13 protein-coding genes are annotated in these 15,021 nt (G+C 67.8%); 9 read left to right on the top strand and 4 right to left on the bottom strand.

Annotated features, from left to right (window positions below; all coding sequences use genetic code 11):
* Positions 1–68 precede the first annotated feature (68 nt).
* The 4 genes from yajC (at position 69) to BCO18175_RS25035 (ending at position 5,260) form a co-directional block, all read left to right on the top strand.
* Entirely contained in the window at positions 69–392 is a 324-nt protein-coding gene (gene yajC, locus BCO18175_RS25050; protein WP_006476868.1) for a preprotein translocase subunit YajC, read from the top strand.
* Between the two features lie 106 nt (positions 393–498).
* Positions 499–2,523, top strand: coding sequence for a protein translocase subunit SecD (gene secD / locus BCO18175_RS25045; protein ID WP_174913451.1), 2,025 nt, complete (start codon positions 499–501; stop codon positions 2,521–2,523).
* A gap of 17 nt (positions 2,524–2,540) precedes the next feature.
* Positions 2,541–3,491, top strand: a complete 951-nt coding sequence (gene secF, locus BCO18175_RS25040) for a protein translocase subunit SecF (RefSeq protein WP_069247171.1) — start codon at positions 2,541–2,543, stop codon at positions 3,489–3,491.
* Positions 3,492–3,697: 206 nt separating this feature from the next.
* Positions 3,698–5,260, top strand: coding sequence for a S41 family peptidase (locus tag BCO18175_RS25035; RefSeq protein WP_174985114.1), 1,563 nt, complete (start codon positions 3,698–3,700; stop codon positions 5,258–5,260).
* An 18-nt stretch (positions 5,261–5,278) separates the two neighbouring features.
* Here BCO18175_RS25035 and BCO18175_RS25030 read toward each other — a convergent pair whose 3' ends face one another.
* From BCO18175_RS25030 to BCO18175_RS25015, 4 genes are all read right to left on the bottom strand, one after another.
* Positions 5,279–6,556, bottom strand: a complete 1,278-nt coding sequence (locus BCO18175_RS25030) for an MFS transporter (protein WP_174913457.1) — start codon at positions 6,554–6,556, stop codon at positions 5,279–5,281.
* Between the two features lie 182 nt (positions 6,557–6,738).
* Positions 6,739–7,320 carry a YceI family protein gene (locus BCO18175_RS25025; RefSeq protein ID WP_174985111.1) on the bottom strand — a complete coding sequence of 194 codons (582 nt, stop codon included), beginning with the start codon at positions 7,318–7,320 and terminating at the stop codon, positions 6,739–6,741.
* Positions 7,321–7,385: 65 nt separating this feature from the next.
* The gene (locus BCO18175_RS25020) at positions 7,386–7,946 is read right to left on the bottom strand and encodes a YceI family protein (RefSeq protein ID WP_174985108.1); all 561 of its coding nucleotides are present in this window, start codon (positions 7,944–7,946) and stop codon (positions 7,386–7,388) included.
* Between the two features lie 8 nt (positions 7,947–7,954).
* On the bottom strand, positions 7,955–8,515 hold the full coding sequence (locus BCO18175_RS25015; RefSeq protein ID WP_174985105.1) for a cytochrome b: 561 nt from the start codon (positions 8,513–8,515) through the stop codon (positions 7,955–7,957).
* Between the two features lie 258 nt (positions 8,516–8,773).
* Between BCO18175_RS25015 and BCO18175_RS25010 the strand changes: the two genes are divergently transcribed.
* The 5 genes from BCO18175_RS25010 to BCO18175_RS24990 all read left to right on the top strand — a co-directional run bounded on the left by BCO18175_RS25010 (position 8,774) and on the right by BCO18175_RS24990 (position 14,997).
* Entirely contained in the window at positions 8,774–9,439 is a 666-nt protein-coding gene (locus BCO18175_RS25010) for a paraquat-inducible protein A (RefSeq protein WP_174913469.1), read from the top strand.
* On the top strand, positions 9,436–10,065 hold the full coding sequence (locus BCO18175_RS25005; protein WP_174913472.1) for a paraquat-inducible protein A: 630 nt from the start codon (positions 9,436–9,438) through the stop codon (positions 10,063–10,065). The genes BCO18175_RS25010 and BCO18175_RS25005 overlap by 4 nt, the downstream gene beginning before the upstream one ends.
* Positions 10,058–11,677: an intermembrane transport protein PqiB gene (locus tag BCO18175_RS25000; protein WP_174985102.1), complete on the top strand. Its 1,620-nt coding sequence runs from the start codon at positions 10,058–10,060 to the stop codon at positions 11,675–11,677. Before BCO18175_RS25005 ends, BCO18175_RS25000 begins: the two co-directional genes overlap by 8 nt.
* A complete protein-coding gene (locus BCO18175_RS24995) occupies positions 11,674–12,399 on the top strand; it encodes a PqiC family protein (RefSeq protein WP_174985098.1) in 726 nt (241 codons plus the stop codon). Before BCO18175_RS25000 ends, BCO18175_RS24995 begins: the two co-directional genes overlap by 4 nt.
* A 474-nt stretch (positions 12,400–12,873) precedes the next feature.
* On the top strand, positions 12,874–14,997 hold the full coding sequence (locus BCO18175_RS24990) for a site-specific recombinase (RefSeq protein WP_174985095.1): 2,124 nt from the start codon (positions 12,874–12,876) through the stop codon (positions 14,995–14,997).
* The last annotated feature ends 24 nt before the right edge of the window (positions 14,998–15,021 follow it).

Raw genomic sequence — 15,021 nt, 5'->3', positions numbered from 1 at the left:
GTTTGCGCATGGGGCCGGTGGTAGAATAACCGGCTTATTTTTCGATCTTCCCTTACGGAGAGACCAACGTGCCGTTCATTTCCAACGCGTTCGCCCAAGGTGCCGGTGGCGCCGAATCGAGCCTGATGAGCTTCCTGCCGCTCATCCTGATGTTTGCCGTGCTCTACTTCATCATGATCCGTCCGCAGATGAAGCGTCAGAAGGAGCATCGCAACATGCTCGCGGCCATGGCCAAGGGCGACGAAGTCGTCACGAGCGGCGGCCTCGTGGGCAAGGTGACGAAGGTCACCGAAGGCTACATCGGCGTCGAGATCGCCGAAGGCACCGAAATCACCGTGCAGAAGGCTGCGGTCACGACCATTCTGCCGAAGGGCACGATCAAGTCGCTGTAAGCCCTTCACCGAGCGTCCGGCTCCCCGCGCCGTGCCCGCCTGAGAGAGCGGGCCGCCGCGGCGCCGGACGCGACGCTTTCACGCCAACCACCCGTTCGGCTCCCTCATGAATCGTTATCCACTCTGGAAATATGTCGTGATGGTCGTGGCGCTCGCCATCGGCCTTCTATACACATTGCCCAACTTCTTCGGCGAAGCGCCGGCGGTGCAGGTGTCGAGCGGCAAGGCCACGGTCAAGCTCGACTCGACCACGCTGACCCAGGTCGAATCGGCGCTCGCGTCCGCGCAGATCACGCCGGACGACGTCACCTTCGAGAACACGGCGACCAACGCGAACATCCGCGTGCGCCTGAAGGACACCGATACGCAGCTGCGCGTCAAGGACCTGCTGCAGAAGTCGCTGAACGCCGACCCGAACGATCCGCAGTACGTCGTTGCCCTGAACCTGCAGAGCGCGTCGCCGCGCTGGCTGACTGCCCTGCACGCACTGCCGATGTATCTCGGCCTCGACCTGCGTGGCGGCGTCCACTTCCTGCTCCAGGTCGACATGACGGGCGCGCTGACGAAGAAGCTCGATTCCGACGCGTCCGACGCGCGCACGCTGCTGCGCGACAAGAACATCCGCGACGGTGGCGTGAGCCGCGTCGACCAGTCCGTGGTCGTCAACTTCAGCGATGCGCAGACGGCGGAAGACGCCCGCAAGGTGCTCGCGCTGTCGATCACCGAACTGCAATGGGCGACCCAGCCCGGCGGTGGCGGCACGCAGGTCGTCGGCACGTTCACGCCGGCCGTGCAGAAGTCCGTCGAGGACGCCGCGCTCAAGCAGAACCTGACGACGCTCCACAACCGCGTGAACGAACTCGGCGTGTCCGAGCCGATCCTGCAGCAGCAGGGCAGCGACCGCATCGTCGTCGAGCTGCCGGGCGTGCAGGACACCGCGAAGGCGAAGGACATCATCGGCCGCACCGCGACGCTCGAAGCACGCCTCGCCGACCCGATCAACACGCACCCGAACCCGAACGACCCGGTGCCGCCGGGTGAAGAGCTGTTCACGCAGGGCAACCAGGCGCCGGTGCTGCTGAAGAAGGAAGTGATCTTCACGGGCGACCGCATCATCGATGCATCGGCCGGCTTCGACGATCACCAGCGTCCGTCAGTCAACATCCGCCTCGATTCGGCGGGTGGCCGCTCGGTGCGCGCGGTGTCGCGCGAGAACATCGGCAAGCCGATGGCGATGGTGCTGTTCGAGAAGGGCAAGGGCGAAGTGCTGACGGTCGCGACGATCCAGTCGGAACTCGGCGACCGCTTCCAGATCACGGGCCAGCCGACGCCGCAGGCCGCGGCCGACCTCGCGCTGCTGCTGCGCGCCGGTTCGCTCGCTGCTCCGATGGACATCATCGAGGAACGCACGATCGGCCCGAGCCTCGGCGCCGACAACATCAAGATGGGCGTCCACTCGGTGATCTGGGGCTTCTGCGCGATCGCCGTGTTCATGATCGCGTACTACATGCTGTTCGGCGTCGTGTCGGTGATCGGCCTGTCGGTGAACCTGCTGCTGCTCGTCGCCGTGCTGTCGCTGATGCAGGCGACGCTGACGCTGCCCGGTATCGCCGCTATCGCGCTCGCGCTCGGTATGGCGATCGACTCGAACGTGCTGATCAACGAGCGCGTGCGTGAAGAACTGCGCGCGGGCCAGCCGCCGCAGACCGCGATCCAGGCCGGCTACGCGCATGCGTGGGCGACGATTCTCGACTCGAACGTCACGACGCTGATCGCCGGCCTCGCGCTGCTCGCGTTCGGCTCGGGCCCGGTTCGCGCGTTCGCGATCGTGCACTGCCTCGGTATCCTGACGTCGATGTTCTCCGCGGTGTTCTTCTCGCGCGGGATCGTCAACCTCTGGTACGGCGGCCGCAAGAAGCTGAAGTCGCTCGCGATCGGCCAGGTGTGGAAGCCGGAAGGCGCCGCTGCCGCCGCATCGTTCTCCGACGCGGACGAATCGACCGACACCGCACGCGCCGCGAAGCTCGCCGCGCCCGCGAAGGGCAACGCGCCGCGCGCCGCCGGCAAGCCGCAGCTGCGCAATCGCGCGCAGCAAGGCGTGTCGCCGAAGAAACCGGGCTCGACCCAATAAGGCCCCGGAGACGAATCATGGAATTTTTCCGCATCCGTAAAGACATTCCGTTCATGCGGCACGCGCTGGTGTTCAACGTGATCTCGCTGGTCACGTTCCTCGCCGCCGTGTTCTTCCTGTTCCATCGCGGGCTGCACCTGTCCGTCGAATTCACCGGCGGGACGGTGATCGAGGTGCAGTACCAGCAGGCCGCGGAACTCGAACCCGTGCGCGCGACGCTCGGCAAGCTCGGCTACGCCGACGCGCAGGTGCAGAACTTCGGCACGTCGCGCAACGTGCTGATCCGCCTGCAGCTGAAGGAAGGCCTCACGTCCGCGCAGCAGAGCGACCAGGTGATGGGCGCGCTGAAGGCGCAGAGCCCGGACGTCACGCTGCAGCGCGTCGAGTTCGTCGGCCCGCAGGTCGGCCGGGAGCTCGCGACCGACGGCCTGCTCGCGCTCGCGTGCGTCGTGATCGGCATCGTGATCTACCTGTCGTTCCGCTTCGAGTGGAAGTACGCAGTGGCCGGCATCATCGCCAACCTGCACGACGTCGTGATCATTCTCGGCTTCTTCGCGTTCTTCCAGTGGGAGTTCTCGCTGGCGGTGCTCGCGGCGATCCTCGCGGTGCTCGGCTACTCGGTCAACGAGTCGGTCGTCATCTTCGACCGGATCCGCGAAACGTTCCGCCGCGAACGCAAGATGAGCGTGCAGGAAGTGATCAACCACGCGATCACGACCACGATGTCGCGCACGATCATCACGCACACGTCGACCGAAATGATGGTGCTGTCGATGTTCTTCTTCGGTGGCCCGACGCTGCACTATTTCGCACTCGCGCTGACGGTCGGCATCATGTTCGGCATCTACTCGTCGGTGTTCGTCGCGGGTTCGCTCGCGATGTGGCTCGGCATCAAGCGCGAAGACCTGATCAAGGAAAAGAAGTCCGCGCACGATCCGGACGATCCGAACGCAGGCGCGCAGGTTTAAGCGCCACGCTGCTTCGGCATCGACGAAAAGCCGGCCCGGTTGGGCCGGCTTTTTTCATGCCCGCGCCACCCGACCGACATCGCGCAGCCTGCTCGCCCTGCCCCGTCACGCGCGTCGGCTACAATCGTGACCGTCTCGCCGCGCCGCCCGCCGGCCATGCGTCGGCGGGACAGCACCTTCGCCCTCCGTTCAAACGTGCGGTCCCGATGATGCCTCCCACGCGTGTCGTTGTTCGCCTTGCCGTTTGCGCCGCCGTCACGGCCGCGCTCCTGCCATGCGCGTCGTCCGTCGGTGCGCAACAGCCGGCGTCCGCCCCGCCCGCTTCCGCATCCGCCGCTTCGGAACCCCCAGCCTCTTCGCCCACCACCGCCCGACCGCCTTCACCCTGCCCGCCTGACTGGGAGCCGCAGATCTGCGAGCTCAAGGCGGCGGTGGAAGTCCTGAAGCGGCAGCACCTGACCGACGTCGACATCGGCGCGCTGCTCGACGCAACGACCCACGCGGGAATCAAGACGCTGCCGTACGCGCGCTTCTTCGACGCGAAGGAGGAGCAGGAGCGGCGCGACGACGAACGGCGCGCGCGTGACGGCACGCCCGGCATCGGCATCGTGTTCGAGACGCGGCCCGACGGGCTGCACATCGTCGACGTGATTCCCGACGCGCCCGCGGAAAAGGCCGGTGTGCGCGCCGACGATCTCGTCGTCGCGATGAACGATGCAAGCGTCGTCGGCATCGACGCGGCCGACCTGACCAAACTCTCCAAGGGCGATGCGGGCGTGCCGCTGAAGCTCACGGTCCAGCGCGGCCCGTCGCACGCGATACTGAACTTCGCGCCGGTGCGGACGATCCTCAAGCCGCATCCGGCGACCGCGAAACGGCTCGACGGCGACATCCTGTACACGCGGCTGTCGAGCTTTCCGGAACCGGCGGTCGGCGACTACATCGACGCGGTTCAGGCCGCGCGCCGCGCGGGCCCGCCGGTGAAAGGCGTGATTCTCGACCTGCGCATCAACGGCGGCGGCGCGCTCAATGCGGCGATCGGCATCACCGCGCTGTTCGCGGGACGCGACCGCACCGCGATGGTGACGGTCGAGCGCGGCGACGCCAACCGCCGCCGCTACACGACCAACTGGCCCGACTATGAATTGCCGGTCATGCACGGCCAGGATCCGCTCGCGCCGCTGCAGGCCGACGACTGGTGGCGCACCGTGCCGCTCGTTGTGCTCGTCGACGGACAGAGCGCGTCGGCCGCCGAAGCGACCGCGGCGGCGCTGAAGGATCTCGGCCGCGCGAAGCTGCTCGGCATGCCGACCTACGGGAAGGGGCTCGCGCAGACGGGCGTCGACCTGATCGACGGCACGCGCCTGAATTTCACGTTCGCGCGCAACCTGCGGCCCAACGGCTGCCCGATGGATGGCTACGGCGTCGTGCCGGACTGGCTCGTGCCGCCGCGCCGCGACTCGGACGTCGACGGCGTGCTGCTGTGGTACCGGGAGGCCGATCTCCCCCGCGCGCCGTATGCGGACCGGCTGGCGCCCGATCCGTTCGCGAAGGTGCGCAAGGAACGGCAGAAGCTGCGCGAGCAGCGTGCGCTCGCGAAAATCGTTACGGCGAAAAGCGCGGCGTTGCCGCAGCGCGTGTTCGGCACGGCAACCGACTGGCAGCTCAGGCAGGCGCTTGCGGCGCTCGCCGGGCGCCCCGTGCAGACTGTCGAAGCCAGGCCGCAACTGATGCCGGCGCAGCCCGTGTGCGAGCGCGCCGGCAACTGACGCGCGCCGCCCGCCCTGTTACCGGAACCCGAACCGCCGGCGCAGCACGACCAGCGCGACGAGGCTCAGCACGGCCGCGAACATCAGGTAGAAGCTCGGCGCGGTCTTCATTCCGGTCGCCTTGATCAGCCACGCGATGATGAACGGCCCGAAGCCGCCGAAGATCGTCACCGCGACGTTATACGCGAGCGACATCCCGGTCGTGCGCGTCTGCACCGGAAACACTTCGGACAGCAAACCTGGCAGCGCCGCGAAGTACCCCGTCATCAGGAACGCGAGCAGCACCTGCAGCGCGATCAGCGTGCCGAAGCCCGGATGGGCAACCAGGTACGCGAACGCCGGATAGATCAGCACGAGGATGCCGACGGCCGGCGCGATCATCACGCGCACGCGGCCGTAGGTGTCCGACCAGTGGCCGACGAGCGGCGCGAACGCCATCTGGATCACGCCGACGACGAGGATCGCCGCGAACGCGGCCGACGGCGCGAGGCCGAGCTGCTTCACGCCGTAAGTCGGCATGAACAGCACGAGATAGGTCGCGACGGTGCCGAGCACGACCACGCCCATCGCGGCGACGAGGCGCGCCTTGTGCGACGCGAACGTGTCGCGCAGCGGGTTCGCGGTGCTTTCCGCCGCAAGGAATTCGGGCGTCTCGTCGACCTTCGTGCGGATGTAGTACGCGACCGGCCCGAGCAGCAGGCCGAAGAAGAACGGCACGCGCCAGCCCCACGACGCCATCTGCGCGGCCGACAGCTGCGCGTTCAGCACGGTGCCGAAGCCGGCGGCAAGCAGCGTCGTGAGCCCCTGGCTCGCGACCTGCCAGCTCGCGAAGAAGCCGCGCCGGCCCGGCACGTGCTCGGCGAGGAAAGCGGTCGCGCTGCCGAACTCGCCGCCGGCCGAGAAGCCCTGCATCAGCCGGGCGGCAACGAGAATCACCGGCGCCGCGACGCCGATCGTCTCGTAGGTCGGCAGCACCGCGATGATCAGCGTGCCGGCCATCATCAGCAGGATCGACAGCGTGAGCGCGGCCTTGCGGCCCTCGCGGTCGGCATACGCGCCGAGCACGATCGCGCCGAGCGGACGCATGAAGAACGACACGCCGAACGTGCCGAGCGTGAGCAGCAGCGACACGGTGTCGTTGCCGGCCGGGAAGAACAGCTTCGAGATCGTCACCGCGAAGAAGCCGTAGACGACGAGATCGAACCACTCGAGCGCGTTGCCGATCGACGCGGCGACCACCGCGCGCCACACGCGCGGCGACGAGGCAATGGAACGGGACTGCGTGACGGCATGCATCGGCGATCTCCTTGTCGTTGTACGTTCTGTTCGAGGCGGCCGCGCGCGCCGTCGGCCTGCCCGGCGCCGCGCACGGCGCTCGGGCGATTATAGGCGCGCAAAAAAAACCGCCGCGCCCCCTGACGGGAACGCGGCGGCGGGCTCGCGGCGGGCCGGCGCGAAGGCCGGCCCGGCCGGCGGGCTTACTGCTGCTTGAGCGCTTCTGCCGTGATCAGCAGCTTCGTCTTCATCTTGAAGCCGTACTGCTTGCCGTAGTCGAGGCCGAAATCGCTGCGGTCGAATTCGCCGACGGCGTCGACGCCGCACACTTCACGCTTGAGCATCGGGTGCGGCATGCACTTGAACGAATCGATCTTCAGCGTCACCGGCTTCGTGACGCCATGCAGCGTCAGGTTGCCGACCACCGACACCGGCTTGTCGCCGTCGAACTTGATCGCGCCCTTGTAGTTCGCCTGCGGGAACTTGGCGACATCGAAGAACTCGGCCGTCTGCAGATGCTCGTCGAGCTTCGCGCTGCCGGTCTGGATCGATGCGACGTCGGTCGTCACGTCGACCGTACCCGTCTTCGCCGCGCGGTCGAGCGTCACGCTGCCGCTCGACTTGTCGAACTTGCCGCGCCAGACCGACAGGCCGCCCATGTGGTCAGCCTCGAAGCTCGGGTACGTGTGGCTCGGGTCGAACTGGTACGTGACGCTTTCGGCGAAGGCCGAGAACGACAGCGATGCTGCCAGTGCACCTGCGGCGATGATCAGTTGCTTTTTCAAACTCTTTCTCCTTGGAACGGCGCCGCGCCCTCGCGCGGCATTCAGGTGAGGCGACAGCCCGCCGCTTACTTGGTGGCGACGAGATGGAACTTGATCTGCACGTCGTCCGCGACGACCGACGTGTCCTTCCACTCGCCGGTGCCGACGTTGAACGCCGAGCGCTTGATCGGCAGCACGCCGTCGAAGGTCTGCGTCGCGCCGCTCTGCGTGACCGTGACGGGCACCGTGACGTTCTCGGACTTGCCCTTGATCGTCAGCTTGCCGGTGACGTTGAACTTGTTGCCGCCCGCCGGCGCGATCGCCGACGACACGAACGTCGCCTGCGGATACGCCTTCGCGTCGAACCAGTCCTTGCCGGCAACCTGGTCGTTGTACATCTTGTCGCCGAGATCATAGCTCCCGACGTCGATCGTCATCTGGGCGCTGCCCTGCGCGGCTTTCGCCGGATCGAACTTCACCTGCGCGGAAAACTTCTTGAACGCGCCTTCGGTCGGCACGTTCATCTGCTTCGACACGGCGGACACCTTGCTCTTCGCGAGATCGACATCGGCGAGCGCCGCGCCCGACGCGACAAGTGACACCGCGGCGAACGCGGTCAGCATGGAGCGGGAGAAAGACACTTTCATGGGATCCTTCATTTGGCAAAGGGGAGTATCCGCGACAGCAGGCCGTCGCGGTCCAACAACTGGTGCTTGAGCGCCGCGACCACGTGCAGCGAAACGAGCGCAAGCAGAATGTAATTCAATGACACGTGCAGTGTCTTGAAGGTTTCCTTCAGCACCGGATCGGGATCGATCAGCCGCGGCAGCGGCACGATGCCGAGGTAGACGACCTGGATGTTCGACGCCGAGCTGTACAGGTAGCCCGTCACCGGAATCACGATCATCAGCACGTACAGCAGGATGTGCACGCCGTGCGACGCCGCACGCTGCCATGCCGGCGTATCGCCCGGCAGCGCCGGCGGCACGTGGGTCGCACGCCACAGCACGCGAATGACGGCCAGCGCGAACGCCGTCACGCCGATCCACTTGTGCCACGAGAAGTATTTCAGCTTGGTCGGCGTGAAGCCGGGGATGTCGGTCATCACCCAGCCCAGCGCGAACGCGCAGACGATCAGCAGCGCGATCAGCCAGTGCAGCGCGATCGCCGTCTGCGTATAGCGTACCGGCCTGGCCGGCAGCGATTTCGATACCATCTTGGATTCCTCAGTTCAGCGAACGGCCGCGCCGGCAATTCGTCCGACGCTTGTCAAGGGCGCCATGCTACCGCAACCTTTTGACGCGCGCGGACTCTGAAGACAGGCCCGCCAGCCGGCTGACAGCTTCCTGTCATGTTACCGATCAGTCACCGAACACGCGATCGTTGACACGCCGAAAAAGGCCTTTTGGTAAGATTGGCGCGGGTTCCGGCCCCGTCGACGCGTTCCCCCAGCCGTCGCACAACTGCCTTTTTCATGCAACGAAACGACCTGATTGCCTGCCACGAGTGCGACGCACTGTTGCACAAACCGCGCCTGAGTGGACGTGAAATCGCGCGCTGCCCGCGCTGCGACGCGCTGCTCTATCGCAACAGCGCCGCGCAGATCGAGCGGATCTGCGCGCTCGCGCTCGCGGCGCTGATCACGTTCACGATCGCGCAGGCGTTCCCGATCCTCGAAATGGACGTGAACGGCAACCGCGTGCAGACCACGCTGATCGGCGCGATCGATTCGCTGTGGCACCAGGACATGGCGATCGTCGGTGTGATGGTGTTCTGCTCGACCGTGCTGTTCCCGCTCGTCGAGATGGCCGCGCTGCTGTACCTGCTGCTGCCGATACGGCGCGGCGTCGTACCGCCCGGCTTCAACCTGGTACTGCGCGCGATCGAGCTCGTGCGGCCGTGGGGCATGATCGAGGTGTTCATGCTCGGGATCCTCGTCACGATCGTGAAGATGGTGAGTCTCGCAAGAGTCGTTCCCGATGCCGCGCTGTTCGCGTTCGCCGCGCTCACGTTGATGATCGCCGTCGTGCTGATGTTCGATCCGCGCACGCTGTGGGACATCGCCGACGACCTGCGCGCCGGGCGCTCGCCCGGGCAGCCCGACGATGCCGCCCCGTTGCCGGAAGCCGCCCGCCGATGACGATCCCGACCGCCGCCCGCGAGGGCTATGCCAGCTGCCACGCATGCGGCCTCGTGCAGACGCTCGACCATCCGCACGCACACTGCGCACGCTGCGGCAGCGCGCTCCATTTCCGCACGCCGAACAGCCTGATGCGCACATGGGCGCTGCTGCTCGCGGCCGCGATCCTCTACATTCCCGCGAACCTGCTGCCGATCATGCGCACCGCGTCGATCGTCGGCTCGCAGGAAGACACGATCATGAGCGGGGTCATCTATTTCTGGATCTCCGGCGACTGGCCGCTCGCCGTCGTCGTGTTCGTCGCGAGCATCCTCGTGCCGATGCTCAAGCTCGGCGTGCTGCTGATCCTAGTGATCAGCGCGCAGCGCCGCACCGCCTGGCGGCCGCTGCAGCGCACGCGCCTGTTCCGGATCGTCGAGCGCATCGGCCGCTGGTCGATGCTCGACATCTTCGTCGTGACGCTGACCGTCGCGCTCGTCCATTTTCGTTCGCTCGCCATCATCACGGCCGGCCCCGGCGCGCTCGCGTTCGGTTCGGTCGTGATCCTGACCATGCTCGCGTCGATGCAGTTCGATCCCCGCCTGATCTGGGATCCAGTCGAAACCTCAGGGAATCACCATGAATAGTCCACAAGGCCCGCAGCACGACGCGCCCCGGCCGCCCGATCCGACGATCTCGACGAAAAGCGGCTGGCTGCCGTCGCTCGTCTGGCTCGTGCCGCTGATCGCCGCGCTGATCGGCATCGGCCTCGTGATCAAGTCCGTGCGCGAGCGCGGCCCGGAAATCACGATCAGCTTCCACAGCGCCGAAGGGCTCGAGCCCGGCAAGACGCAGGTCAAGTACAAGGACGTCGAGATCGGCATGGTCAAGACGATCAAGCTGTCGAAGGACCTGTCGCGCGTGCTCGTCCAGGTGCAGCTCAAGAAGGAAGCGGAGGACTTCGCGGTCAAGGGCTCGCGCTTCTGGATCGTGCGGCCGCGCGTCGGCGCGACCGGCGTGTCGGGGCTCGGCACGCTGCTGTCGGGCGCGTACATCGGCGTCGACGCCGGGCGCTCGGACGATACGCTGACCGACTTCACCGGCCTCGAGACGCCGCCCGCCGTCACGGGCGACCAGAAAGGCGCGCAATACGTGCTGCGCGGCGATTCGCTCGGCTCGGTCGACATCGGCTCGCCGGTCTACTACCGCCGCGTGCAGGTCGGCCAGGTGGTCGGCTTCTCGCTCGACAAGGACGGCACGGGCGTCACGTTCAACGTGTTCGTCAATGCGCCGTATGACCAGTACGTCGGCGTGAACTCGCGCTGGTGGCAGGCGAGCGGCGTCGACCTGCGGCTCGACTCGAGCGGCCTGAAGCTGAACACGCAGTCGCTCGCGACGGTGATCCTCGGCGGCATCGCGTTCCAGACGCCGCCGAACCAGGGCTCCGGCACGACGGCGCCGAACAACACGACGTTCCGCCTCGCGTCCGACGAGGGCGACGCGATGCGCGACCCGGACGGCCAGCCGCTGCAGGTCGTGATGAACTTCAACCAGTCGCTGCGCGGGCTCGCCGTCGGCGCGACGGTCGACTTCCGCGGTATCGTGCTCGGCGAAGTGACGAACATCGGCATCGACTTCGATCCGAAGACGAAGAACTTCCTGATGCCGGTGACGATGAACGTGTATCCGGAACGCCTCGGCCGCCGCTTCCGCGAAACGATCGAGAGCAAGGGCGAACCGGCCCGCCGCGAGATCGTCGAGCGGCTCGTCCAGCACGGGCTGCGCGGCCAGTTGCGCACCGGCAACCTGCTGACGAGCCAGCTGTACGTCGCACTCGACTTCTTCCCGAAGGCACCGACCGTGAAGATCGACACGGCGCGCCAGCCGCTCGAGCTGCCGACCGTGCCGAACACGCTCGACGAGCTGCAGTTGCAGGTCGCCGACATCGCGAAGAAGCTCGACAAGGTGCCGTTCGACCAGATCGGCGCAAACCTGAACAGCGCACTGTCGAACGCCGACAAGCTGTTCAAGCAGCTCGACACGCAGGTCGCGCCGGAAGCGCGCGACACGCTGTCGGCCGCGAAGCAGACCTTCTCGACCGCCGAAGCGACGCTGCAGCAGGATTCGCCGCTGCAGTCCGACGTGCGCGGCGCGCTGAAGGAGCTCACGCGCACGCTGCAGTCGCTGAACGCGCTCGCCGACTACCTCGAGCGCCACCCCGAATCGCTGCTCAAGGGCAAGCCAGGAGATCAACAATGACGACACGCGTGAACGGTTTCGCGAGCGGCGCGGCGGCGGCTGTCGCCGCCCTCGCGCTCGCCGCGTGCAGCTCGCCGCCCGCGCGGTTCTACACGCTCAGCCCGGCCGACGCCGCGGCGCCGCTGCGCACCGCGCCGGCCAACCCGGCGTTCCTGATCGAGGTGCCGTCCGTCGGCGTGCCCGAGCAGGTCGCGAAGAACCAGCTGGTCGTGCAGAAGAACGCCGCGCAGGTCGACGTGCTCGAGCAGGAACGCTGGGCATCGCCGCCCGCCGACGAGATCCGCCGCGCGCTGTCGGACGATCTCGCCACGCAGCTCGGCACGATCGACGTCGCGAATTCCGCGACTCCGCCCGGCGTGCCCGTGTATCGGATCAGCGTGAACGTGCAGCGCTTCGAATCGTGGCCCGGCAAGCGCGCGGCGGTCGACGCCGTGTGGAGCGTGCGCTCGCTCGCCACGCAGGCCGTGATGACCTGCCGCACGAGCGTCGCGGAACCGGTCGCCGACGGCTACGACGCGCTGGTCGCCGGCCACCGGCGCGCGCTCGACGTGATTGCCACGCAAGCCGCGGCCGGCGTGCGCGCGATGGCCGCACGCCGCGGCGCGGCAGCCGCGACGGCGCCTGGCGCAGGCAGCAAGACGGCCGCCGCACCGGTCGTGCCGTGCCCGGCCAACCCGACCTCCGGTGGCAACGCCGGCGCAACGGGCAAGTCCGGCGCATGAGCGTGCGGCGCGCGGGCGAGCGCTCAACGGCGCGCTCGCCCGCGCGGCTTCGTCCGGCACGGCGCGTCCACTAGCGATCGCCAACCGCTGTCGGCGTTGCCGCGCCGCAGCCAGCCTCGCATCGCGAAGCATCGGCCAAACGGCGACTTTGCATTGTTTGTCAATGCCGCCGGAACCGGCGCCATGCCATACGGTCGGCTTGCGTTTTCCGGCCCGATTGACGATCCTACGCACTTTCCGGCTCGCGCCGCTCGTCGTGCGCGCCAGCCAGTGGCGCCGGGCCGCGTTCGGCCCGACCGCCGTGCCTCCCGGCGCCCGCACGCGATCGGCGTGCACCGCAGCGGGGCAGCCGCATCGCGGGTCGCCGCGCATCGTCCGGCAACCGGCCCCGTCTCACCCGTTCTCCCCGGCGCCGCGCCGTTTCCCCGGCCGGCATCCCGAACCCGCCCGCCGAGGGCTTTCGCTATTCCGTTTATGTTTCGTTCCCTGACGACCCTGATCAAGAAGTGGCGCGCGTCGCGCAATGCCGGTCACCAGCTCGATGCGCTGCTCGCGCACGCCGACGCCGATGCGTCGTACGCCGAGCGCAGCGAATGGCTGATCGAGCTCGCGCACTGGTTGCGCCGCACTGGCACGATGCAGGCCGCGCAGGACGCGCCGGCCGATCGCGACGACGATGTGCGCGCGTATCCGGCCCATGCGCGGTTGCGCTACCTGTTCCACGTGCTCGATCGCAATCCCGCATGGAAAGCGCACGCCGCGCGCGTCCTGCGCGGCATCCTGCGCGAGTGCGACGGCATCTCGCTCCTGTGCGACGCCGGCATGCCCGTGCACTCGGGCTTCTTCGGCGCGCTGTTCGAGCGGATCGACTCGTCGCTGATCCCGCCCGCGCCGAACCGCCGCGAGCTGTCGGCGCTCTTCACGCTGATGTTCCCGACGCCGGAAGACGCGCAATGGATCGACGCGCTGCCCGACGATCTCCTCACGCGCCTGGCCGAGCTGATCTCGTTCGACGTCACCGACGAAGAGCGCCACGAGCCGGGCTCGTTCTCGCGCGACCTGCTGGCCGCGCTGCACAACCTGACCTGCCAGATCAGCTCGACCGGCCTGTCGCAGACGGTGCGCAGCCGGCTGTCCGACGACGACGCGCGCAAGCCGCTCGAAACGCAGCCGTTCTACCGCCTCACACGCGCGATGCTCGCGGTCGAGACCGCGCACGCGGCCGTGGAGGATGGCGGCGACCCGAGCAAGCTGCTGCACGAGGTGAACTACCTGCGCGTACTGCTCGACGAATGCCGGATCGCCGTCGACGACGTGTTCTCGCACCTGTACCGCAACGGCGTGTCGGTCGACATCGTGTTCCAGGTCGAGCGGATGCGCATGCGCATCCTGCGCGCCGAGATGCTGCTGAACGCGTGGATGGCGCGCGACGACCTGCACGGGATGGCGCACCTGACGGCCGAGCTCGTCGACGCGAACCACAACAGCCAGAGCGTGTCGCACCTCGTGCGCAGCAACTTCTCGCTGTTCGCGCGCAAGCTGGTCGAGACCAACGCGGACACCGGCGAGCACTACATCTCGCGCGGCCGCGCCGAGTACCTGAAGATGCTGCGGATGGCCGCGGGCGGCGGCCTCGTCACCGTCGTGACCGTATGCGTGAAGTTCGCGATCACGGGCGCGCACCTGCAGTCGATGCTCGAAGGGCTGCTCGCGGGCGTCAACTACGCGGCCAGCTTCATGCTGATGCACTTCCTGCACTTCACGCTCGCGACCAAGCAGCCTGCGATGACCGCGCCGACGCTCGCGCGCGAGCTCGACGACACCGGCCACGAGGAAGGCGTGAAGGCGTTCGTCGCGTCGGTGATTGCGCTGATCCGCACGCAGGCGGCCGCGATTTCCGGCAACGTGCTCGTCGTGCTGCCCGTGTGCCTGCTGGTGCAGCTGTTCGCGGGCAACCTGCTGCACGCGAACCTGATCTCGCCGGAAAAGGCCCATGCGACGCTGCACTCGTTCTCGCTGCTCGGCCCGACGCCGCTCTACGCGGCGCTGACGGGCGTGCTGCTGTGGGCGTCGAGCCTGCTCGCGGGCTGGGCCGACAACTGGTTCGTGCTGCACCGGGTCGGCGACGCGCTCACGTACAACCGCCGGCTGCGCCTCACGCTCGGCGCGGCCGGTGCCGCGAAGCTCGCGCACTTCTGCCGCTCGAACGTGGCCGGCGTGGTCGCGAACGTCGGCCTCGGCCTGATGCTCGGCCTCATTCCGGCGATCGTCACCGTGTTCATGTTCCCGTTCGAGGTGCGGCACGTGACGCTGTCGGCCGGTTCGATCGGGATCGCGCTCGGCGTGCTGGGCAAGGACGCGCTCGGCACGCCCGAGCTGTGGTGGGCTGGCGCCGGCGTGCTCAGCATGGCGATCCTCAACGTGCTCGTGAGCTTCGCGCTCGCGTTCACGATGGCCGTGCGCTCGCGCAGCCTGCGCCCGACCAAGGTGCGTGCGCTCGTCGCCGCGATCGTCCGCACGGTGCTCGCGAATCCGCTCGCGCTGTTCTGGCCGGGCAGCGGCCCGGCCGCGCGCGCCGGCCAGCCGGGCTCGCACTGAGCCCGCGGCGGCATGGCGGTGCCC

Source organism: Burkholderia lata (assembly GCF_902499335.1).
In the GTDB taxonomy this organism is placed as follows: domain Bacteria; phylum Pseudomonadota; class Gammaproteobacteria; order Burkholderiales; family Burkholderiaceae; genus Burkholderia; species Burkholderia lata_B.
This window is presented reverse-complemented; position numbering and strand designations above follow the sequence as displayed.

Coding starts and splice junctions, on each gene's coding strand:
- secD (WP_174913451.1), top strand. CDS start 499: ATGAATCGTTATCCACTCTGGAAATATGTCGTGATGGTCGTGGCGCTC.
- secF (WP_069247171.1), top strand. CDS start 2,541: ATGGAATTTTTCCGCATCCGTAAAGACATTCCGTTCATGCGGCACGCG.
- BCO18175_RS25035 (WP_174985114.1), top strand. CDS start 3,698: ATGATGCCTCCCACGCGTGTCGTTGTTCGCCTTGCCGTTTGCGCCGCC.
- BCO18175_RS25030 (WP_174913457.1), bottom strand. CDS start 6,556: ATGCATGCCGTCACGCAGTCCCGTTCCATTGCCTCGTCGCCGCGCGTG.
- BCO18175_RS25020 (WP_174985108.1), bottom strand. CDS start 7,946: ATGAAAGTGTCTTTCTCCCGCTCCATGCTGACCGCGTTCGCCGCGGTG.
- BCO18175_RS25015 (WP_174985105.1), bottom strand. CDS start 8,515: ATGGTATCGAAATCGCTGCCGGCCAGGCCGGTACGCTATACGCAGACG.
- BCO18175_RS25010 (WP_174913469.1), top strand. CDS start 8,774: ATGCAACGAAACGACCTGATTGCCTGCCACGAGTGCGACGCACTGTTG.
- BCO18175_RS25005 (WP_174913472.1), top strand. CDS start 9,436: ATGACGATCCCGACCGCCGCCCGCGAGGGCTATGCCAGCTGCCACGCA.
- BCO18175_RS25000 (WP_174985102.1), top strand. CDS start 10,058: ATGAATAGTCCACAAGGCCCGCAGCACGACGCGCCCCGGCCGCCCGAT.
- BCO18175_RS24995 (WP_174985098.1), top strand. CDS start 11,674: ATGACGACACGCGTGAACGGTTTCGCGAGCGGCGCGGCGGCGGCTGTC.
- BCO18175_RS24990 (WP_174985095.1), top strand. CDS start 12,874: ATGTTTCGTTCCCTGACGACCCTGATCAAGAAGTGGCGCGCGTCGCGC.